This window comes from Sabulicella flocculans, assembly GCF_045449635.1.
GTDB lineage: Bacteria > Pseudomonadota > Alphaproteobacteria > Acetobacterales > Acetobacteraceae > Roseococcus.
On record NZ_JBJJBR010000011.1, the window covers coordinates 58,310 to 78,813 of the forward strand.

19 protein-coding genes and 1 pseudogene are annotated in these 20,504 nt (G+C 74.8%); 8 read left to right on the forward strand and 12 right to left on the reverse strand.

Annotation, left to right across the window (positions count from 1 at the left end):
• Positions 1 to 1,215, reverse strand: coding sequence for an MFS transporter (locus tag ACI6QG_RS11850; protein WP_407024770.1), 1,215 nt, complete (start codon positions 1,213 to 1,215; stop codon positions 1 to 3).
• 79 nt (positions 1,216 to 1,294) lie between these two features.
• Positions 1,295 to 1,627 carry a DUF1127 domain-containing protein gene (locus tag ACI6QG_RS11855; protein ID WP_407024771.1) on the reverse strand — a complete coding sequence of 111 codons (333 nt, stop codon included), beginning with the start codon at positions 1,625 to 1,627 and terminating at the stop codon, positions 1,295 to 1,297.
• A 149-nt stretch (positions 1,628 to 1,776) separates the two neighbouring features.
• Between ACI6QG_RS11855 and ACI6QG_RS11860 the strand changes: the two genes are divergently transcribed.
• Positions 1,777 to 3,531, forward strand: coding sequence for an aminopeptidase P family protein (locus ACI6QG_RS11860; RefSeq protein WP_407024772.1), 1,755 nt, complete (start codon positions 1,777 to 1,779; stop codon positions 3,529 to 3,531).
• Here the strand turns inward: ACI6QG_RS11860 and ACI6QG_RS11865 are convergent, their stop codons facing one another.
• From ACI6QG_RS11865 to ACI6QG_RS11890, 6 genes are all read right to left on the reverse strand, one after another.
• Positions 3,532 to 3,972, reverse strand: a complete 441-nt coding sequence (locus ACI6QG_RS11865; protein WP_407024773.1) for an organic hydroperoxide resistance protein — start codon at positions 3,970 to 3,972, stop codon at positions 3,532 to 3,534.
• 31 nt (positions 3,973 to 4,003) lie between these two features.
• Positions 4,004 to 4,498 carry a CreA family protein gene (locus tag ACI6QG_RS11870; RefSeq protein WP_407024774.1) on the reverse strand — a complete coding sequence of 165 codons (495 nt, stop codon included), beginning with the start codon at positions 4,496 to 4,498 and terminating at the stop codon, positions 4,004 to 4,006.
• A 24-nt stretch (positions 4,499 to 4,522) separates the two neighbouring features.
• Entirely contained in the window at positions 4,523 to 6,595 is a 2,073-nt protein-coding gene (gene ligA, locus ACI6QG_RS11875; protein WP_407024775.1) for an NAD-dependent DNA ligase LigA, read from the reverse strand.
• Positions 6,596 to 6,719: 124 nt separating this feature from the next.
• Positions 6,720 to 7,934 carry a fumarylacetoacetase gene (gene fahA, locus ACI6QG_RS11880; RefSeq protein WP_407024776.1) on the reverse strand — a complete coding sequence of 405 codons (1,215 nt, stop codon included), beginning with the start codon at positions 7,932 to 7,934 and terminating at the stop codon, positions 6,720 to 6,722.
• Positions 7,934 to 9,247: a homogentisate 1,2-dioxygenase gene (gene hmgA, locus ACI6QG_RS11885; RefSeq protein WP_407024777.1), complete on the reverse strand. Its 1,314-nt coding sequence runs from the start codon at positions 9,245 to 9,247 to the stop codon at positions 7,934 to 7,936. Before hmgA ends, fahA begins: the two co-directional genes overlap by 1 nt.
• Before the next feature lie 5 nt (positions 9,248 to 9,252).
• Positions 9,253 to 10,236: an MBL fold metallo-hydrolase gene (locus ACI6QG_RS11890; RefSeq protein WP_407024778.1), complete on the reverse strand. Its 984-nt coding sequence runs from the start codon at positions 10,234 to 10,236 to the stop codon at positions 9,253 to 9,255.
• Between the two features lie 75 nt (positions 10,237 to 10,311).
• On the opposite strand from ACI6QG_RS11890, the gene ACI6QG_RS11895 reads away from it, so the two are divergent.
• Together ACI6QG_RS11895 and ACI6QG_RS11900 are read left to right on the forward strand one after the other, a co-directional pair.
• Positions 10,312 to 11,109 carry an IclR family transcriptional regulator gene (locus tag ACI6QG_RS11895; RefSeq protein WP_407024779.1) on the forward strand — a complete coding sequence of 266 codons (798 nt, stop codon included), beginning with the start codon at positions 10,312 to 10,314 and terminating at the stop codon, positions 11,107 to 11,109.
• A gap of 45 nt (positions 11,110 to 11,154) precedes the next feature.
• Entirely contained in the window at positions 11,155 to 13,086 is a 1,932-nt protein-coding gene (locus tag ACI6QG_RS11900) for a sensor domain-containing protein (protein ID WP_407024780.1), read from the forward strand.
• Positions 13,087 to 13,096: 10 nt separating this feature from the next.
• On the opposite strand, the gene ACI6QG_RS11905 is transcribed toward ACI6QG_RS11900, so the two are convergent.
• Entirely contained in the window at positions 13,097 to 13,450 is a 354-nt protein-coding gene (locus ACI6QG_RS11905; RefSeq protein WP_407024781.1) for a hypothetical protein, read from the reverse strand.
• 79 nt (positions 13,451 to 13,529) lie between these two features.
• On the opposite strand from ACI6QG_RS11905, the gene ACI6QG_RS11910 reads away from it, so the two are divergent.
• From ACI6QG_RS11910 to ACI6QG_RS11925, 4 genes are all read left to right on the forward strand, one after another.
• Positions 13,530 to 14,924 (forward strand): FAD-binding oxidoreductase, encoded by a 1,395-nt coding sequence (locus ACI6QG_RS11910; RefSeq protein ID WP_407024782.1) that lies wholly within the window; start codon positions 13,530 to 13,532, stop codon positions 14,922 to 14,924.
• A complete protein-coding gene (locus ACI6QG_RS11915) occupies positions 14,924 to 16,084 on the forward strand; it encodes an MFS transporter (protein ID WP_407024783.1) in 1,161 nt (386 codons plus the stop codon). Before ACI6QG_RS11910 ends, ACI6QG_RS11915 begins: the two co-directional genes overlap by 1 nt.
• 110 nt (positions 16,085 to 16,194) lie before the next feature.
• Positions 16,195 to 17,658, forward strand: coding sequence for an NADP-dependent isocitrate dehydrogenase (locus tag ACI6QG_RS11920; RefSeq protein WP_407024784.1), 1,464 nt, complete (start codon positions 16,195 to 16,197; stop codon positions 17,656 to 17,658).
• Positions 17,659 to 17,760: 102 nt separating this feature from the next.
• Entirely contained in the window at positions 17,761 to 18,813 is a 1,053-nt protein-coding gene (locus ACI6QG_RS11925) for an alkene reductase (RefSeq protein WP_407024785.1), read from the forward strand.
• Here the strand turns inward: ACI6QG_RS11925 and ACI6QG_RS11930 are convergent.
• Positions 18,792 to 19,034, reverse strand: a complete 243-nt coding sequence (locus ACI6QG_RS11930) for a hypothetical protein (protein WP_407024786.1) — start codon at positions 19,032 to 19,034, stop codon at positions 18,792 to 18,794. The two genes, ACI6QG_RS11925 and ACI6QG_RS11930, sit on opposite strands and share 22 nt — an antisense overlap.
• Before the next feature lie 82 nt (positions 19,035 to 19,116).
• Positions 19,117 to 19,401: pseudogene (locus ACI6QG_RS11935) on the reverse strand (methyltransferase domain-containing protein); the annotation flags it as partial.
• 81 nt (positions 19,402 to 19,482) lie between these two features.
• On the opposite strand from ACI6QG_RS11935, the gene ACI6QG_RS11940 reads away from it, so the two are divergent.
• Entirely contained in the window at positions 19,483 to 19,992 is a 510-nt protein-coding gene (locus tag ACI6QG_RS11940) for a tripartite tricarboxylate transporter TctB family protein (RefSeq protein ID WP_407024787.1), read from the forward strand.
• A gap of 5 nt (positions 19,993 to 19,997) precedes the next feature.
• On the opposite strand, the gene lysM is transcribed toward ACI6QG_RS11940, so the two are convergent.
• Positions 19,998 to 20,477: a peptidoglycan-binding protein LysM gene (lysM, locus tag ACI6QG_RS11945; RefSeq protein ID WP_407024788.1), complete on the reverse strand. Its 480-nt coding sequence runs from the start codon at positions 20,475 to 20,477 to the stop codon at positions 19,998 to 20,000.
• Between the last annotated feature and the right edge of the window lie 27 nt (positions 20,478 to 20,504).

Genomic DNA, 20,504 nt, shown 5'->3' on the forward strand with positions numbered 1-20,504 from the left:
TCAGGCCGGCGCCAGCCGCTGCCCCGGCGCCTTGGCCATCCAGTTCAGCACGGAGGCCCCCAGCCCCACCGCCACCATCACCGGCCAGAAGGCGGCGTAGGAGCCGACGGTGGAATACAGCACCGCCCCCGAGGCGGCGCCGATGAAGCCGCCGATCTGGTGGGAGAAGAACGACACCCCGTACAGCGCCCCGAGGTTCACCACCCCGAAGCGCCGCGCGATGGCCGCGCTGGTCAGCGGCACCGTGCCCAGCCAGACGAAGCCCATCACGGCGGCGAAGACCATCGTGCCCCAGGCGGTGGGCGGCGCCAGGGCGAAGGCGGCGATGGCCACGGTGCGCAGCAGGTAGATCCAGCCCAGCGCCGCCTCCGGCTTCACCTTGCCGGCCAGCCAGCCGCAGAACCAGGAGCCGGGGATGTTGAACAGCCCGATCAGCATCAGCGCCGTCATGCCCAGGGAAGGCGGCAGGCCGCACAGCGCGATGTGCGAGGGCAGGTGCACCGTCAGGAAGGCCAGCTGGAAGCCGCAGGCGAAGAAGCCCGCCGTCAGCAGCGCGAAGTCGCGGTCGGCCAGGGATTCGCGGGCCAGCCGCGGCAGCCCCGCCAGCCCGGCCGGGGCGGCGCCGGCGGCGCGCGGGGCGGGCTTCCACTCGATCAGGCGCGCCAGCGGCAGGATCAGCAGCGCGGACACCGCCAGCAGGGCCATGGCCCCGGCGGCGCCGAACCAGCCGATGCCGGCGAACACGAAGGGCACCATGGCCGCCTGCCCCAGCGAGCCGCCGGCCGAGGCGAGGCCGATGTATTCGCCCCGCTTCTCCGGCGGGGCCATGCGGCCGATGGCGGCCAGCGCCATGCCGGTGCCCGCCGAGGCGACGCCGAAGCCCGACAGCACGCCGATGCCCAGCAGCAAGGTCAGGTTGGAGGGGAACAGCGCCGCCAGCCCGCAGCCCAGCAGGTAGAACACCCCGCCCGCCGCCATCACGCGCCCGGCGCCCCAGCGGTCGGCCACCGCGCCGACGGCCGGCTGCGCCAGGCCCCAGGTGAGGTTGTGCAGCGCCACCGCCAGGCCGAAGGCCCAGGCATCCACCCCGTGCTCGCTGACATAGGGCAGCAGCATCAGCCCGTAGGTCTGGCGGATGCCCATGCCGATGGAGGAGGTGAGGGCCGCCGCCCCGAGCGCGATCCAGAGGGCGGAACGGGAAAGGCCGGGCGTCATGGTCGGCGATGCTGCGGGAGGGCGGCACCCTCCCGCAACGCGCAAGAACGCCGGGCGGGCCATGCGCCCGGCGCGGGCCTCAGGCGGCGCGGCGGCCGTCCTGGGCGTCGTTGGCCGGCAGCGGCGTCGCGGCGGCCGCGGCCCCGGCGATGCCGGCACGGTTCAGGCCGATGTCGGCCAGCTCGCGGTCGCTCAGGGCACGCAGCTGCGCGATGGTCTCGCGCCGCTGGCGCAGCGCGGTCATCAGCGCGCGCAGGCCGCGGAAGCCGGCGCGCAGGCGCGCGGCCAGGGCGGCGTCGCGGGCGCGGCGCGCCTCGGCGACGATGGCGCGGATGCGCTGGGCCTCCAGCGGCTCGCCGGAGGTGAAGGGCATCAGCAGCGCGGCTTCGGCTGGGGTGATGCGGGAATTCATGGTCGGGTTCCAATCGGTTGCGCCCTTGCGGCCTCGCCGCGGGCATGCCGCTGATGTAAGGCGGAATCCGGCGTCGCACTCGCGCGAAGCCCATGTCGCTCCCATGCGTGGGACGCATGCCATAAGGCGGACACATGTGTGAAGCGCAGATGAACGACAGGCTGGCGGCGTTAAGGGACGGCATGGCCAAGGCGGGCGTGGACGGCTTCCTGGTGCCGCGCTCCGACGAGCACCTGGGCGAGTACGTGCCCCCGGCGGGCGAGCGGCTGCGCTGGATCAGCGGCTTCACCGGCTCGGCCGGGACGGCGCTGGTGCTGGCCGACCGCGCGGTGCTGTGGACCGATGGCCGCTACACCACCCAGGCGCGCCAGCAGCTCGACCCCGCCGCGTGGGAGCTGCGCCACCTGGTGGACGACCCGCCGGCCGCCTGGATGGCGCGGCACGCAAGCGGGCTGCGCATCGGCCACGACCCCTGGCTGCACCCCGCCCCCGCCCTGGCCAAGCTGGCCGAGGCCGGGGTGACGCTGGTGCCGCTGCACCCCAGCCCGCTGGACGCCGCCTGGACCGACCGCCCGGCCCCGCCCGCCGCGCCGCTGCGCGCCCATGGCGTGGAATTCGCCGGCGAGGCGGCGGCCGACAAGCGCGCCCGGCTGGCGAAGGAGCTGGACGCCGATGCCGCCCTGCTGGCCGACGCCCATTCGGTGGCCTGGCTGCTGAACCTGCGCGGCGCCGACCTGGCGCATACCCCCATGGCCCTGGCCTTCGCCATCCTGCACGCCGACGCCACGGTGCAGCTGTTCCTGCACGCGCCGGAGCGCGCGGCGGCGGTGGCCGCCCACCTGGGCAACGGCGTCGCCGTGGCGGGGCGTGAGGCGCTGCTGCCCGCCCTGCGCGCCCTGGCCGGCCGCCGCGTGCGGGTGGACCTGGACGCCACCCCCGCCGCCCTGGTGGAGGCGCTGCGGGATGGCGGCGCCGAGGTGGTGGCGGGCGAGGACCCGGTGCGCCTGCCGCGCGCCTGCAAGAACCCCGCCGAGCAGCAGGGCGCCCGCGACGCCCAGCGCAGGGACGCGGTGGCGCTGGCGCGCTTCCTGCACTGGCTGGCGCGGGAAGCCCCGGGCGACGGGCTGTCGGAAGTGGCGGCGGCGCGGCGCCTGCTGGCCTTCCGGCGGGAGGTCCCGGGCTTCGCCGGCGAATCCTTCCCGGCCATCGCCGGCGCGGGCGGGAACGGCGCGATCGTCCATTACCGCGCCACCGCCGCCAGCGACCGCCGCATCCGGCCGGACGAGTGCTTCCTGATCGACAGCGGCGGCCAGTACCCGGAAGGCACCACGGACGTCACCCGCACGGTCTGGACCGGCCCCGGCCCGGCGCCGGCGGCGCTGCGCGCGCGCTACACCGCCGTGCTGCGCGGCCACGTCGCGCTGGCCACCGCCCGCTTCCCCGAAGGCGTGGCCGGCCCGCACCTGGACGCCATCGCCCGCCGCCCGCTGTGGGAGATGGGGCTGGACTACGACCACGGCACCGGCCACGGCATCGGCGCCTTCCTGTCGGTGCACGAGGGGCCGGTCAGCATCTCCCGCGCCGCCAAGCCGGTGCCGCTGCGCGCCGGCATGATCCTGTCCGACGAGCCGGGCTTCTACCTGCCCGGCCACTACGGCATCCGCATCGAGAACCTGCTGCTGGTGCGCGAGGCGGCGCGCCAGCCCGACCAGGCGCGCCCCTTCCTGGAGTTCGAGACGCTGACCCTGGCGCCCTACAGCCGCGCCCTGCTGGACCCGGCCCTGCTGGCGCCCGCCGAGCGCGCCTGGGTGGACGCCTACCACGCGCGGGTGCGCGCCGAGATCGGCCCGCTGCTGGACGCCCCGGCGCGCGCGTGGCTGGAGGCCGAGGCGGCGCCGCTGTAGCTACGCCCCCGCCACCTCCAGCCGCACGTCCACGTTGCCCCGCGTGGCGTGGCTGTAGGGGCAGACCTGGGCGTGCGCCGCCTCGGCGATGGCGCGCAGCTCCGCCGTGGGCATGGAGGGGTCCTGCACGCGCAGCACCACGGCCAGGCCGAAGCCGCCGCCCTCGCGCGGGCCGATGCTGACCTCCGCGGTCACCTGGGCGTTCTTCGCGTTCTTCTTCTGCTGGGTGGCGACGAAGTCCATCGCGCCGCCGAAGCAGGCGGCGTAGCCGGCGGCGAACAGGTGCTCGGGCGTGGTGGTGCCCTCCCGGCCCGGCCCGCCCATCGCCTTGGGCACCGACAGGTCGGCCGCCACCGAGCCGTCATCGGCCGCCGTGCGCCCGTTGCGCCCGCCGGTCGCGGTGGCGGTGGCGGTGAAGAGTGGGGTGATGCTGTCGGTCATCGGGCGTGCCTCCTGCTGGTCCTCGGGTGGATCATCGCCCCGGCGCGCCGGATGCGTAGGGGACGGCGGCCACCGCGTTCTCCGGCGAGCCGTCGATGAGGCGGGTGGACCAGGCGAGGTAGACCAGGGTGCGGCTGCTCTCGTCCACGAAGCGGTGCACGCGGGTCTCCTTGAAGAACAGAGAGGTGGAGGCCTCCCAGATCTGCTCGCCGCGCTCGCCCCGGCGCACGCGCTCGTCGATGGCGACCGGGCCGGTGGCGATGCAGTGCAGGGAGAAGCGCGCCGGGTCCTCCGCCAGCCCCACCATGCCCGACAGCCCGCCGGTGCGCGCCTGCGAGACGTAGCACTGCACGTTCGGCACCTCCGGGTCGCCGAAGCGCTCCACCACCACCTGGTGCGAGCGGGTGAGCCCGAGATTGGTGATGGCGGTGTTGACGTGGCCCACCCGCGCCGTGTCCTCGGCGGCGACGGGCCCGGGCGCGAGGAGGGGGGCGAGCAGGGCGAGGGCGGGGAGGGTCTTGCGCATGGCCCATCAAGCCACGCCCGGCCCTCAGGTTGCCAGCCTTTGCAGGAACTCCCCCTCCGTCAGCACCGCCACTCCCAGCGCCGCCGCCTTGGCCGCCTTGGAGCCGGCATCGGCGCCCACCACCACGAAGTCGGTCCTGGCCGAGACGCTCTTGGCGATGCGCCCGCCCGCCGCCTCGGCCTTCGCCTCGGCCTCGGCGCGGGACATGGTTTCCAGCGTGCCGGTGAACACCAGCGCCTTGCCGGCGAAGGTGCCGCCGGCGGCCACCTGCGCCGGCTCGGGCGCCACGAAGCCCAGCAGGTCGTCCAGGGCGCGCAGGTTGTGCGGCTCGGCGATGAACTCCACCACCTCGGTGGCGATGGCCGGGCCGATGCCGGCGATGCCGCCCAGCTCCTCCCGCGCCTCGCTGCCCACGGTGCGCGCCGCCAGCATCGCCGCGCGCCAGCGCTCCACCGTGCCGTAGTGGCGGGCCAGCAGCTTGGCGTTCTGCTCGCCGATGCGGCGGATGCCCAGGGCGAACAGGAAGCGCTCCAGCGGCACCGTGCGCCGCGCGGCGATGGCGCGGAACAGGTTGCGGATGCTCAGCTCGCCCCAGCCTTCCAGGGTGCGCAGCTCCGCCTCGCGCGCCGGCAGGCGGAAGATGTCGGCGGGCGCGCCCAGCCAGCCCTTGTCGTGCAGCAGCAGGATGCGCTCCTCGCCCAGCCCCTCGATGTCCATGGCGCGGCGGGACACGAAGTGCTTCAGGCGCTCCGTCGCCTGGGCCGGGCAGGTCAGCCCGCCGGTGCAGCGGCGCACCACCTCGCCGTTCACCCGCGCCGCGTGGGCGCCGCAGGCGGGGCAGGTGGCGGGCGGCACCCAGGGGGCGGCGCGCGCGCCATGCAGGGGCGGCAGCGCCTCCACCACCTGGGGGATGACGTCGCCGGCGCGCTGGATGGTGACGCGGTCGCCCTCGCGCACGTCCAGCCGGGACACCTCGTCCTCGTTGTGCAGGGTGGCGTGGGTGACGGTGACGCCGCCCACCGCCACCGGGTCCATCACCGCGCGCGGCGTCAGCGCCCCGGTGCGCCCCACCTGGATCTCGATGCGGCGCAGCGTGGTGGTGGCGCGCTCGGCCGGGAACTTCCAGGCGATGGCCCAGCGCGGCGCCCGGCCGACGAAGCCCAGCCGGGCCTGCCAGTCCAGCCGGTCCAGCTTGTACACCACGCCGTCGATCTCGTAGGCCAGGGCCGGGCGTTCGGCGGCGATGCGGGCCTGGAAGGCCTCGGGGTCGGTGACGCGCGCGCTCAGCGGGTTCACGCGGAAGCCCTTGGCCGACAGCCATTCCAGCCATTGCCAGTGGGTGTCCACCGGCACCGCGCTGGCCGCGCCCATGGCGTAGGCGAACAGGCGCAGCGGCCGCTGCGCCGTCACCTGCGGGTCCAGCTGGCGCAGGGAGCCGGCGGCGGCGTTGCGCGGGTTCACCGGCACCGGCACCGCGGGGCCCAGCTTCTCGCCGCGCTCGCGCCGCGCCTCGCGCTCCTCGGCCGCCTTCTGCTGCTGCGCGCGGAAGGCGGCGAAGTCGGCGCGGTCCATGAACACCTCGCCGCGGATCTCGATGCGCTCCGGCACCTCGCCCGGCAGGTCGCGCGGCAGGTCGGCGAGCGTCAGCAGGTTCTCCGTGACGTCCTCGCCCTCGGCGCCGTCGCCGCGGGTGGCGCCCTTCACGAAGCGCCCGCCTTCGTAGAGCAGGTTGACCGAGAGGCCGTCGATCTTCGGCTCGGCCACGAAGTCCAGCGCCTCCTCCTCCCCCAGCCGCAGGAAGCGGCGGATGGACGCGGTGAACTCCGTGAAGTCGGCCGGGCCGAAGGCGTTGTCCAGGCTCAGCATGGGCGCCAGGTGGCGCGACTTGCGGAAGCCTTCGGCGGCGGCGCCGGAGACGCGGCGGGTCGGGCTGTCGGGGCTGGCCAGCTCCGGGTGCGCGGCCTCCAGGGTCCGCAGGCGGCGCATCAGCCCGTCATAGGCGGCGTCGTCGATCTCCGGCGCGTCGGCCTCGTAGTAGAGGCGGTCGTGCCGCCGGATCTCGGCGGACAGGAAGGCGATTTCCTCGGCGGGCGTCATGCGGGGAAGGATAGCCGATTCACGGCGGGGCGTGACCCGCCCGGGGCTGCGCCGCGGGCGGGCGGCGCCTCCTCGCTCCGCGGGCGCGATGCGCCTCCTCACCCCGCGGGCGCGATGCGCATCCTCACTCCGCGGGCGCGATGCGCCCGACGCAAGGCCCGAAGCCGATGCCCACGGCGCCGGGCGCGCTGGCGCGTGCGGTCAGCGTCACCTCGTCGCCGTCCTGCAGGAAGGTGCGCGTCTCGCCGCCGGGCAGGGTGATGGGCTCCTTGCCGCCCATGCTGGTTTCCAGCAGCGAGCCGGCGCCCGCGCGGTCCGGCCCGCTGATGGTGCCGGTGCCCATCAGGTCGCCGGGGTTGAGCGGGCAGCCGCCGGAGGCGTGGTGCGCCAGCATCTGCGCCGGGGTGAAGTACAGGTGCTTCGCGTGGCTGAGGCTGATGCGCTGCGGCGCCAGCCCGGCCGCGCGCATGGCGGCGGTGGAGAGCAGCACCTCCAGCTCCAGGTTCAGGGCGCCGCGCGCCTGGTCCGCCTCGTCATGCAGGTAGGGCAGGGGGGCGGGGTCGCCCTCGGGCCGCGGCGGCACGGGGATGCGGAAGGGCTCCAGCGCCTCGGGGGTGATGATCCAGGGGCTGATGGTGGTGGCGAAGCTCTTGGCCAGGAAGGGGCCCAGCGGCTGGTACTCCCAGCCCTGGATGTCGCGCGCCGACCAGTCGTTCAGCAGGCAGTAGCCGGCGATGTGGTCGGCCGCCTGCGCGATGGGGATGGCCTCGCCCATCGCGTTGCCGGGGCCGACCCAGAAGCCGAGTTCCAGCTCGTAGTCCAGCTTGCCGCAGGGGGCGTAGCGCGGACCTTCGGAGGACGGGAGCTGCCCGCGCGGCCGCCGCACGGCATGGCCCGACGGCACCACGGAGGAGGCGCGGCCGTGGTAGCCGATGGGGATGTGCTTGTAGTTGGGCAGCAAGGGGTTGTCCGGCCGGAACAGCTTGCCGACCGCGGTGGCGTGGTGGATGCCGACGTAGAAATCCGTGTAGTCGCCGATGGTGGCCGGCAGGTGCATGGTCACGGCGGATTGCGGGTGCAGCCATTCCGGGCGGGGCGTCGCGCCGTGCGCCAGCAGCGCCGTCACCCGCGCGCGCAGCTCGCGCCGCGCGGCGGCGCCGCGGGCCAGGAAGGCGTTGAGCGGCACCGGCACGGCGATGCCGGCCGCCGCCAGGTCCAGCACCATGTCGCCGATGGCCACCCCGGCGCGCGGGGCGCCGCCCAGCGAGAACACGCCCAGCGGCAGGTTCTCCAGCGGGAAGTCCGGGTGGCCGTTCGCGGATTCGACCCAGGAGCGCATCACGGGCGCCCCGCGTCGAAGTGTCGCTTCAGCGACAGGCCGTAATGCTCGTAGGCGCGCTCGCGCTGCGGCAGGCCGGCGGCCCAGTCGGTGACGCGCTGCGGCAGCCGGGTCTCGAACATGAAGGCCATGGTGCCCTCCAGCTTGTGCGGCGCCAGCGCGGCGCTGGACGCGCGCTCGAAGGCGTCCACGTCCGGGCCGTGCGGCAGCATCTGGTTGTGCAGGGAGAAGCCGCCGGGCTTGAACCCCTCCGGCTTGGCGTCGTAGGCGCCGTAGATCAGGCCCATGAACTCGCTCATCACGTTCATGTGGTACCAGGGCGGACGGAAGGTGTTCTCCGCCACCATCCAGCGGTCGGGGAAGATCACGAAGTCGATGTTGGCGGTGCCGGGCGTCTCGCTGGGCGCGGTCAGCACGGTGAAGATGGACGGGTCCGCGTGGTCGAACAGCAGCGGGCCCACCGGGCTGTAGCGGCGCAGGTCGTACTTGTAGGGGGCGTAGTTGCCGTGCCACGCCACCACATCCAGCGGCGACCACGGGATCTCGCCCTCCCACAGCCGGCCGCCCCACTTCACCAGCAGGCGGTGCGGGGTCTCGCGGTCCTCGTAATGCGCCTCGGGGGTCAGGAAGTCGCGCGGGTTGGCCAGGCAGTTGGCGCCGATCGGGCCGCGCTCGGGCAGGGTGAAGGCGCCGCCGTAGTTCTCGCACAGGTAGCCGCGCGAAGGGCCGTCCACGTCCACCGCGAACTTCACGCCGCGCGGCACCACGGCGATCTCGCCGGGTTCCAGCGCGATGCGGCCGAACTCGGTGCGGAGGCGGATGGCGCCCTGCTGCGGCACCAGCAGCATCTCGGCGTCGGCGTTCCAGAACACCTCGTCCACCATGGAGCGGTCGCACAGCCACAGGCTGGCGGCCATGCCGGCCTGGGCGGCGGCGTCGCCCGCGGTGGTGGCGGTGTGGATGCCCTCGATGAAGGTGCCGCCGGTGACCGGCACCGGCGCCCAGCGCATCGGCGCCGGCGGCAGGTCGCGCCCCTCCTCGCACGGGGCGGCGCGCCAGGCGCGCATCGCGGCCGGGCGCATGGCGCCCCAATGCGCGATGGTGGGCCGGATGCGGTAGAGCCAGGAGCGCTCGTTGGACGCCCGCGGCGCGGTGAAGGGCGAGCCGGAGAGCTGCTCGGCGTACAGCCCGTAGGCGCAGCGCTGCGGCGAGTTGCGCCCCACCGGCAGCGCGCCGGGCAGCGCCTCCGTCTCGAAGCCGTTGCCGAAGCCGGACATGTAGCGCAGCCCGGCGAGCGCGGTGACCTGGTTCATCGCCCTCAGCCCCTCTCGATCTCGGCGGACTTCATGTCCGTGCCGTGCTCCAGCGCCTTCCACATCTCCACGTCGCGCTCGGCGGTCCAGATGCGCGGGTGGTCCAGCCCCTTCGCCTCGTCGAAGGCGCGGGAGACGTTGAAGGGCATGCAGTGCTCGAAGATCACCCAGTGGCCGTAGCGCGGGCGCATGGCGGCCATCGCCTCGTCGTACACCTGCTTCAGCGTGGCGCCCTTGGCCGCGCCGGCCTGGGCGATGCGGAACAGGTCCTGGGTGAAGGCCTCCGTGCCGTCCAGCGCCTCCGCCACCTCCGCCTTGCCGACCAGCGCGCGGCCGCGGCCGGGCACCAGCTTCTCCGCCCCCAGGGCGCGCACCGCGGCCAGCGTCGCCGGCCAGTCGCGGAAATGGGCGTCGCCGCAATAGGGGGTGGCGCCGTACTCCACCACGTCGCCGGCGAAGCACACCTTCTCCTCCGGCAGCCAGACCACCGTGTCGCCCGCGGTGTGGGAGCGCCCGACATGGATCACCTGCACCTCCCGCCGGCCCAGCCACAAGGACATCCGCCCGTGGAAGGTCAGGTGCGGCCAGGTGAGGCCGGGGATGCCCTCCTTGCCGCGGAACAGGCGCGGGAAGCGGCCGATCTCGCTGTCCATGTCCTGCTGGCCGCGCTCGGCGATGAGGTCGCGCGTCACGTCGGAGGCGATGACCTGCGCGCCCGGGTAGCCGGAGGCGCCGAGCACGCGCACCGCGTGGTAGTGCGTCAGCACCACCTGGGTCACCGGCTTGTCCGTCACGCCGCGCACCTTGGCCACCACGTCGGCCGCCATGCGGGGCGTGGCCTGGGCATCCACCACCAGCACGCCCTCCTCGCCCACCACGACGCCGCTGTTGGGGTCGCCCTCGGCGGTCCAGGCGAAGGCGCCGGGCGCGAGTTCCTGGAAGGTGACGGCCTTCTCGGCCAGGTCGGTGGTGGAGGCGAAGCCGGACATGCGCGTTTCCCCAGTTGCTACGCGATGCGTAGCGCGTTACGTTATGCATAGCAGATGTGCAGGGGGCGGGGTCAAGTGCCGCGCGATGGCGAGGAAGAGGCCCGCCGGGGCGGGGTGAACGCGGTGGAGGTGGCCGGCGGGCTGCTCCGCATCCTCGCCGAGGCGCCGGGCCCGCTGCGGCTGGCCGAGGTCGCGCGCGCCGCCGCCATGCCCTCGGCCAAGGCGCACCGCTACCTGGTCAGCCTCCAGCGCGCCGGCCTGGCCGAGCAGGAGCCCGCCACCGCCCGCTACGCCCTTGGCCCGCTGATGCGCCGCGCCGGGCTGGCGGCGCTCGGCCGCTCCGACGCGCTGAAGCGGGCCGAGCGCGCGCTGGAGGACATCGTTTCCCGCACCGGCGAGACGGCGGCCGCCGCCGTCTGGGGCACCCACGGGCCCACCCATGTGCGGCTGGTGGAGGCGCGGCACGACCTGGCCGCCACCGTGCCGCCCGGCCATGTCTGCCCGCTGACCTACAGCGCCTCCGGCTTGGTGTTCTGCGCCTGGGGCGAGGCGGCGCAGGTGCGCCCGCTGGCCCAGCGCGAGGTGGCGCAGGGCCGCGCCATGGGCCGCCCCGGCGTGCCGCGCTCCATGGCGGAGCTGGACCGCATCGCCGCCGCCGCCCGCGCCCGCGGCTTCGCCGCCACCGATGGCGAGGGCGACACCGGGCTGGCGGCGGTGTCGGTGCCGGTGCGCGCGGCCGGGGGCGCGCTGCGCATGGCGCTGACCGTGTTCAGCCGCGCCGGCCGCCTGAACACGGAGGCCGGCGGCCCGGTGGCGGCGCTGATGCGCGCGGCGGGCGCCGCGCTGGAGGCGGAGCTGCGCGACGGCGCCTGAGGCGGGCGCAACGCGGCGTTAACCCCCCACGTCCATCCTGGACGCATGCAATGGCTCCTCGCGGCAACGGGCATGGCCCTGGTCCTGGCGCTGGCGGCGCGCGCCGCGGCGCGCTGGCCGGTCGGCCTCGCGCTGCTGGACGGCGCGCAGCGGTGCCGCTGGCGCAACCCCCGGCTGGCCGGAGCGCCCGCCGGCTGCGGACTGGCGGCGCTGCTGGCGCCCTGGGCGCCGGAGGCGGAGGCGCTGGCCGCCCGCTGCCGCCGCCCGGACTTCGCGCCGCCGCCGGGCGGGCTGCCGGCCATCTTCCTGCCGCTGCCCCTGGGCTGGCGTTTGCTGCTGCTGGGCGGCCCGCCGCCCGTCCTGCCCCGCCTGCTGGATGGCGCGCCCATCGGCCTGTGGCAGCTCGACGCCCGCGGGCGCACCGTCTTCGCCAACCACCGCCTCTGCGCCCTGTTCGGCGGCGCCGCGCCGGCGGGGCTCGAGGCCGCGCCGCTGCGCCTCTGCGGCCCGGCCGACGGCGCCGGGCCGCTGGGCCTGCCGCTGGGCGAGGAGCGGGAGGCCGCCCTGGCGCTGCCCGGCCGCCCGGTGCGGCGGCTGGTGGTGATGGCCGGCGCGGCGGAGGACGGCGCGGGCCACCTGCTGTCCGTGCTGGACGTCACCCCCCTGAAGGCCGCGCAGGAGCGCATCGAGCACCTGGCCGAGCACGACCCGCTGACCGGCCTAGCCAACCGCGCCACCCTTGCCGCCGCGCTGGAGGCCCTGGCCGACGACCCGGCGGGTGGCGTGCTGATCCGCGTGGACATGGACAACCTGCGCGCCGTGAACGACCGCCACGGCCATGCCGCGGGCGACCACGTGCTGCGCGAGGCCGCCGCCCGGCTGCGCGACGCCGTGCGCCCCTCCGACCTGGTGGCGCGGGCGGGCGGGGACGAGTTCGCCGTGCTGTGCTTCGGCGCCCCCTGCGACGAGGCGGTGCACCTGGGCGACCGCCTGCGCGAGGCGCTGCGCCTGCCCTATGGCGAGGGGCTGGCCCTGACCGCCAGCCTGGGCCTGGCCTGCGCCCCGGCCCATGGGCGCGACGCCGCCGCGCTGCTGCGCGCCGCCGACCTGGCGACGCTGGAGGCGAAGGCGCAGGGCCGCGACGCCCTGCGCGTGTTCGAGCCCGCCCTGCTGGCCCGCGCCGAGCAGCGCGCCGAGCTGCGCGAGGCCTTCGTGGAGGCGCTGGCCGCCGGCGAGCTGGAGCTGCACGTGCAGCCGCAGCTGGACCACCGCACCGGCCAGATGGAGGGGGGCGAGGCGCTGATCCGCTGGCAGTCCCGCCGCCTGGGCCGCTGGGTGCCGCCGCCCGACATCCTGGCCGCGGCCGGCGAGGCCGGGCTGCTGCGCGAGCTGGACCTGTGGGTGCTGCGCACCGCGGCGCGGCTGCAGAAATCGTGGCTGGGCCTGCCCGGCGCCCCGGCACGGCTGGGGGTGAACATCACCTCCGTGACCCTGCACGACCCCGACTTCGCGCGGGAGCTGCGGGCGGCGCTGGAGGAATGCGCCCTGCCGCCCGACGCCCTGGAGATCGAGATCCCCGAGGACTTGGCGGTGCAGGACCTGCCGGCGGTGGCCCGCACCATGGCCGCCATCCAGGAGATCGGCGTGCCGCTGGCGCTGGACGACTTCGGCGCCGGCCATTCCAACCTGACCCACGTGGTCAACCTGCCGGTGCAGCGGCTGAAGCTGGATCGCTCCACCGTCTCGATGCTGCCCGATGACCCCAAGGCCTACGCCATCCTGCGCGCCACCATGGCGATGGCGCGCTCCATGGGCATCGAGGTGGTGGCCGAGGGCGTGGAGACGCCGGAGCAGGCGGAAGCCTTGTCCCGCCTGAACTGCCACGTCATCCAGGGCTGGCTGATCGCCAAGGCCATGCCGCCGGAGGACCTGCTGCGCCGCTTCGCGCCGCCGCCGGCCCAGGTGGCGGCAGGCTAGCCGCCAGGGGTCAGGAGGCGCAGGACACGCGGGACTGCGCCAGCGCCGCCGCCACCTCCGGCCCCGGCATGGCGGCGAAGCGCCCCAGCGCCACCCGCCCCGAGCCGTTCTGCGACAGCGAGAACTCCTGCGAGGCCTGGCGCCCCTGCATCCCCGGCACCTCCGGGGTTTCCACCGTGCCGCGCAGCGCGCCGCTGCCGGCCACCAGCGTCAGCCAGGCATCCACCCCGCCTTCGGCCGGCAGCATCTGCACCCGCGCCACGTCCAGGCGGTTGCGGCAGCCGGGGTCCACCCGCACCTGCACCTCCTGGGCGGCGGCGGGGAGGGAAAGCAGCAGGGCGAGGGCGGGAAGGATGGTGCGCATGGCCGCCCAACGCGCCAGGCGCACGCGGGTGGCAGCGCCCCCCGCGATGGGCCATGATGCCGCCAGGAAGGACAATGCCATGGACACCCTCGCGCCGACGCCCGTGCAGGCCGTCATCGCCGCCGCCCGTCCCATGTTCGGGGACCGCCTGAGCCTGAACGAGGCGGTGCGCGACGGCCATGCCCGCGGCGAGGACACCACGGTCCCCACCCGCCCCGACGCGGTCGTCTTCGCCGAATCCACCGAGGAGGTGTCCGCCCTGCTGCGCCTGTGCCACCAGCACGGCGTGCCGGTGACGCCCTTCGGCGCCGGCACCAGCCTGGAAGGCCACGTGAATCCGGTGCGCGGCGGCATCTCCCTGGACCTGTCGCGCATGGACGCCATCCACGAGGTGAGCGCCGAGGACATGGACTGCATGGTCGGCCCCGGCGTGACGCGCCAGGCGCTGAACGAGCACCTGCGCGCCCAGGGGCTGTTCTTCCCGGTGGATCCGGGCAGCGTGTGCTCCATCGGCGGCATGTGCGCCACGCGGGCGAGCGGCACCAACGCCGTGCGCTACGGCACCATCCGCGAGAACGTGCTGTCGCTGGAGGCCGTGCTGGCCGATGGGCGCGTCATCACCACGGGCTCGCGCGCGCGCAAGGCGGCCAATGGCTACGACCTGACGCACCTGCTGATCGGCAGCGAGGGCACGCTGGGCGTCATCACCAAGGTGCGGCTGCGCCTGCACGGCATCCCGGAGGCGACCAGCGCCGCCATCTGCCAGTTCCCCGGGCTGGGCGACGCGGTGAACACCGTCATCGCCACCTTGCAGGCCGGCATTCCGGTGGCGCGGATCGAGCTGCTGGACGAGGTGCAGATGGGCGCCTGCATCGCCTATTCGAAGCTGGATGGCCTCGCCGCCGCGCCCACGCTGTTCCTAGAGTTCCACGGCAGCGCCGCCGGCGTGGCCGAGCAGGCCGAGGGCGTGCAGGCCATCGCCGCCGATCACGGCGGCAGCGCCTTCAGCTGGGCCACCCAGGCGGAGGAGCGCAACCGGCTGTGGAAGGCGCGGCACGACGCCTACTGGGCCTGCCTGGCGATGAAGCCCAACCACCGCGGCATCGCCACCGATGTCTGCGTGCCGATCTCGCGCCTCGCGGAAGCCCTGCTGGGCGCGCAGGCGGACATCGCGGCCAGCGGCCTGACCGCGCCGATCGTCGGCCATGTGGGCGACGGCAACTTCCATACCGTCATCCTGGTGGACCAGGCGGACCCCACGGCGCTGGACCGCGCCTGGGCACTGGACCGCGCCATCGTCCACCGCGCGCTCAAGCTCGGCGGCACGTGCAGCGGCGAGCACGGCGTCGGCCTGGGCAAGCGCGAATTCCTGGAGATCGAGCACGGCGCCGATGCCCTGGCGGCGATGCGCGCGGTGAAGGCGGCGCTGGACCCGCGCGGCATCCTCAACCCCGGCAAGATCTTCCGCAACTGATGGCGCCCTGGCTGCCGGCGCTGCTGGCGCTGACCCTGGGCCATGTCTTCTCCAATGCCGTGCGCACCCTGCCGGCGGTGGCGGCGGACGTGCTGGCGCGCGACCTGGGCATCTCCACCCAGCAGCTGGCCGTCATCACCGGGGCGTTTCCCGGCGCCTTCGCCCTGGCGATGATCCCGGTCGGCGTGGCGCTGGACCGCTTCGGGGTGAAGCCGGTGGCGCTGGTGCTGCTGGGCATCGCCACCTGCGGGGCCGCGCTGGCGGCGCTGGCGCCCAGCGCGGGGACCATGCTGCTGGCGCAATGCGTGCTGGGCATCGGCTGCTCGGGCATGCTGATGGCGCCGATGACCTTCGCCGCCCGCACCATGGATGCGCCGCGCTTCGCCCTGTGGTCCGGGCTGGTGCAGGCCATCGGCAATTCGGGGATGCTGCTGACCGCCTCGCCGCTCGCCTGGCTGGTAGAGGCATCGGGCTGGCGGGCGGGGTTCTGGGCCTGCCTGGGCCTGGCCGGCCTCGCCGTGGCCGCGGTGGCGCTGCTGGTGCCGCGCGACCGCCCGGCGCCGTCGGGGCGCTCCCTGCTGGGCGATGCGCGGGAGGTGGTGCGGATCATGGGCCGGCCGGGGCTGCGCGGGCTGTTCGCGCTGGCCTTCGTCTCCTTCGGCGCGGTGCTGGGGGTGCGCGGGCTGTGGGGCGGCCCCTGGCTGATGGAGGTGCGCGGGCTGGACCGCATCCTGGCCGGGCACCTGCTGCTGGGCTGCACCGTGGCGCTGGTGGCCGGTCCGGCGCTGGCCGGCTGGGCGGTGGCGCGCACCGGGGCCACGCGCGGGCTGCTCGTCGGCGGGCACCTCTGCGCCGCCTTGCTGGCCTGCGCGCTGTTCCTGCGCGGGCCGGCGTGGCTGGACGCGCTGGTGCTGGCGGGATTCGGGCTGGCCATCGCCTACCAGGTGCTGTGCTTCTCCCTGCTGCGCGGGCTGGTGCGGACCGAGGAGGCGGGGCGCGCCATGTCGGCGATGAACATGTTCTTCTTCGGCGGGGCGGCGGTGCTGCAGTGGCTCTCGGGCCTGGCGGCCTGGTGGGGCGGGCCGGGGGCGGCGCTGCTGACCTTCGCCGGGGCGCTGGTGCTGGGCTGCGCGCTGTTCTGGCGCTGGCAGCGCGCCTGAGGCGCGGCCGGCGCGGGATGCCGCTGGATGCCGCCGCATCCCGCGCCGCGCGGCTTGCGCCGCGTTCCCCCGGCGCGCATATCCGCGGCGCGAACGACAGGAGCAGCCTGATGGACGGCACCCCCACCACCACCCGCACCAAGGTCACCGCCATTCCCGGCGACGGCATCGGGCCGGAGGTGATGCGCGCCACGCGCCAGGTGCTGGAGGAGGCGGGCGCGCGCATCGAGTGGGAGGAGGCGCTGGCCGGCGCCGAGGCCTTCCGCAAGGGCATCGGCGCCGGCGCCCCGAAAGAGACGCTGGACAGCATCGCCCGCAACGGCGTGGCGCTGAAGGGCCCGCTGGAAACCCCGGTCGGCTTCGGCGAGAAGAGCGCCAACGTCACGCTGCGCAAGGTCTTCGAGATGTACGGGAACATCCGCCCCGTGCGCGAGATTCCCGGGCTGCGGACCCCCTTCGCCGGGCGCGGCATCGACTTCGTGGTGGTGCGCGAGAACGTGGAGGACCTCTACGCCGGCGTGGAGCACATGCAGACGCCCGGCGTCGCGCAGTGCCTCAAGCTGATCACCGAGGTGGGGTGCGAGCGCATCGTCCGCCTCGCCGCCTGCCTGGCCGAGGCGGAGGGGCGCCGCAAGGTGACGGTGGCCACCAAGGCCAACATCATGAAGCTCACCGAGGGCATGATGAAGCGCGTGGGCGAGAGCGTGCTGAAGGAGCACGCCAACCTGGCGCACGAGCACATGATCGTGGACAACTGCGCGCACCAGATGGTGATCCGCCCCGAGCAGTTCGACGTGGTGGTGATGACCAACATGAACGGCGACATCCTGAGCGACCTCGCCGCCGGGCTGGTCGGCGGGCTGGGCGTGGCGCCCTCCGCCAACCTGGGCGACGGCGTGGCGATGTTCGAGGCCGTGCACGGCTCCGCCCCGCAGATCGCCGGCAAGGGGCTGGCCAACCCCACGGCGCTGCTGCTCTCCGCCGTGATGATGCTGCGCCACATCGGCGACTTCGCCACCGCCTCCAAGGTCGAGCACGCGCTGTACGTGACGCTGGAGGAAGGGGTGGACCTGACGGGCGACCTCGCGCCCGAGGGGCAGGGGGTGGGCACCGACGCCTACGTGGCGCGCGTGATGGCCAACCTGGGCCGGCGCAGCGAACGGCTGGTGGAGCGCGACTACCGTCCCATCGCCATGAAGAAGTGGCCGCAGATCACCTGGTACAAGGCGGCCTCGACCCGCGAGCTGGTGGGGGTGGACGTCTTCGTCGAGAGCGAGCGCGACCCGCACGCCATCGGCATCACCCTGCAGGCCGCCGCCGAGGGCTCGGCCTTCGACCTCAAGATGATCAGCAGCCGCGGCGCGCAGGTCTGGCCGCACATGGGCGGCAACACCTTCCTGGTGGACCACTTCCGCGCCCGCTTCATGTTCCGCGAGCCCCCCAAGGGCGACGCAGTGGCCGAGATCACCGACCTGCTCTCGCGCATCGGCCGCCAGCACCGCTGGATGCACATCGAGAAGCTGCAGCGCTTCGACGGCGCGGATGCCTTCACCAAGGCGCAGGGCGAGGGGTGAAGCCCCGGCGGGGAAATGACCATCATCACCAACGGCCATTTCCCCGCCCCCACATCCTCCCCACCTGCGCACCGGGGCCCCTTCGGGCCAACGGGACGCATGATGACCGACCTCTTCTCCCCCATCACCATGGGCGCGCTGTCGCTGCCCAACCGCATCGCCATGGCGCCGATGACGCGCAACCGCTCGCCCGGCGGCGTGCCCACGGCGCTGAACGCCGAGTACTACGCGCAGCGCGCCTCGGCGGGGCTGCTGATCGCCGAGGGCACGGTGCCCGACCCCTCGGGCTACGGCTACATGGACATCCCCGGGCTGCACGACGCGCGCACCCAGGAAGGCTGGCGCGGCGTGGCGCGGGCGGTGAAGGCGCGGGGCGGGCACATCTTCGTGCAGCTCATGCACATGGGCCGCATCTCGCACCCCGACTTCCTGGGCGGCGCGCAGCCGGTGGCCCCTTCCGCCCTGCAGGCGCCCGGGCAGGTCTGGACCCATGCCGGCCAGAAGGACCACGGCACCCCGCGCGCCCTGGCGGCGGAGGAGGTGGCGCCGCTCGCCGCCACCTATGGCCGCGCCGCCGCCCTGGCGGTGGAGGCCGGGCTGGACGGCGTGGAGATCCATGGCGCCAATGGCTACCTGATCTCGCAGTTCCTCGCCTCCAACACCAACCGCCGCACGGATGAGTGGGGCGGCAGCCTGGAGAAGCGCGCGCGCTTCCTGCTGGCGGCGACGGATGCGGCCATCGCGGCCATCGGCGGCGGGCGGGTGGGGGTGCGGCTCTCGCCCGGCTCCACCTTCAACGACATCCATGATGAGGATCCGGAGGCGACCCACGCCTTCGCCATCGCCGAGCTGGCGAAGCGGCCCATCGCCTACCTGCACATCCTCGACAGCCGGCCGGGCTGGGACGTGGCGGCGCAGGCGCGGCGGCTGTTCGGCGGCACGCTGATGCTCAATGGCGGCTTCGACCGGGCGCGGGCCGATGCGGCCATCGCCTCCGGCGCGGCGGAGATGGTGAGCTTCGGCACGCCCTTCATCGCCAACCCGGACCTGCCGGCGCGGCTGCGCGCGGACGCGCCGCTGGCCCCCGCCGACACCGCCACCTTCTACCGCGGCGGGGCCGAGGGCTACACGGACTACCCGCCGCTGGCGGCCTGAGCCAGCCACGCCGTCCGCCCGCCGCAGCCCGGATCCCCGGCGCGGTGGGCGATGGCGGCGAAGCCCTGCGCCGCCAGCAGCGCCCGGTATTCCGCCGGGCCCAGGCTGGCATGGTGCAGGGCTTCGCCGCCGAATTCGCCCCAGGCCTCGCCGGCGGCGGGGCCGGCGGTGAACATCAGCGCCGCCCCCGGCAGGGCATGGGCGGCGAGGACGGGCATCATGGCGCGCTGCTCCGCCGCGGGCAGGTGGAACAGGCTGTCCCAGCCCAGCAGCCCGCCGGGGGCGGCGGCCCAGCGCCAGATGGCGGATGTCGCCCTCGATCCATTCCCCCGCCGGCAGCCGCGCGCGGGCCAGGGCCAGCAGGGGGGCGCTGGTGTCCACGCCCGTCACCGGGTGGCCCTGCGCCAGCAGCCAGCCCGCCACCGGCTCCCCCATGCCGCAGCCCAGGTCCAGCACGGCGCCGCCGGGCGGCAGCAGGGCGCGGAAGCGTTCCAGCCAGGGCCGCTCGAACAGGCTGCGCTGGCGCAGGCAGTCGAACAGCGCGGCGTGGCGGCGGTGGATGCCCTGGACATCCATGTGCGCGAGCATGACGCGATTGCCATGCAGGAACCAGTTGCGCCGGGCGGAAATCCCGGGATTCCATCGCCGCAGCTTGGGAAGGAAGCGCCGATGCGCCGTTCCGTTTCCCGCGCCGACCTGGGCGCGGGGCTGTTCGTGGTGGCGCTGGGGGCGCTGGGGTGCTGGCAGGCGGCGGTGATCCCGGCCTCGCCGCTCTACGCCCAGGTGGGGCCTACGGTGGTGCCCTGGCTGGTGGCCGGCGTCATGCTGCTGCTCGGCGCGGGGCTGGTGGCGGCGGCGCTGCGCGGCGGCTGGTCCGCCGATGTGGCCGAGGTGGCGGAGGCCGGGCCGCCCAACCGCCGCGCGCTGGCGCTGATGGCGGCCGGGCTGGGCGCCAACCTGCTGCTGATCGGCCCGCTGGGCTTCTCGCTGGCCGCGGCGGCGCAGTTCGTGCTGGTGTCGGCGGCGTTCGGCTCGCGCTCGCTGCTGCGCGACGCCCTGCTGGCGCCCGTCCTGTGCCTGGGCGTGTGGTTCCTGTTCGTGCAGGCGCTGGGGGTGAACATCGGCGCCGGCCTGCTGGAAGGCGCCGTGCTCACCCTGCTGGGACAGGAGGTCCCGTGACGGCGCTACTGCGCCGGGATGCGCAGCACCTGGCCGGGATAGATGCGGTCCGGGTGCTCCAGCATCGGCTTGTTGGCCTCGAAGATGCGCATGTAGGCGTTGGCGTCGCCATAATGCGCCTTGGCGATGGCCGAGAGGGTGTCGCCCTTCTTGACCTCGTAGAAGGTGCTGGCGGGCGCGCCGGCCTGCCCAGCGGCCGCTTCCGTGCGGTCATCCACCTGGGCGATGCCGGCGGCGTTGCCGATGGCCAGCACGATCTTCTCCTGCACCGCCGGGTCGGCCTTGGCGCCTTCCAGGATGGCGGTGTTGCCCTCCACCCGGATGGTCATGCCGCCGAAGGGCAGGCCCAGCCGGTTCAGCTCCTGCTGGAGCATGTCCACGCTGGGGGCGGGGGTCGGCGTGGCCGCCTGGGCCTCCGCCGCGGTGGCCGTGGTGCCGAGGCCCAGGCGCCGGCCGACGTTCTGGATGAAGCTGAAGAGTCCCATGCCGCCCCAACGCGGCATCCCATGAAA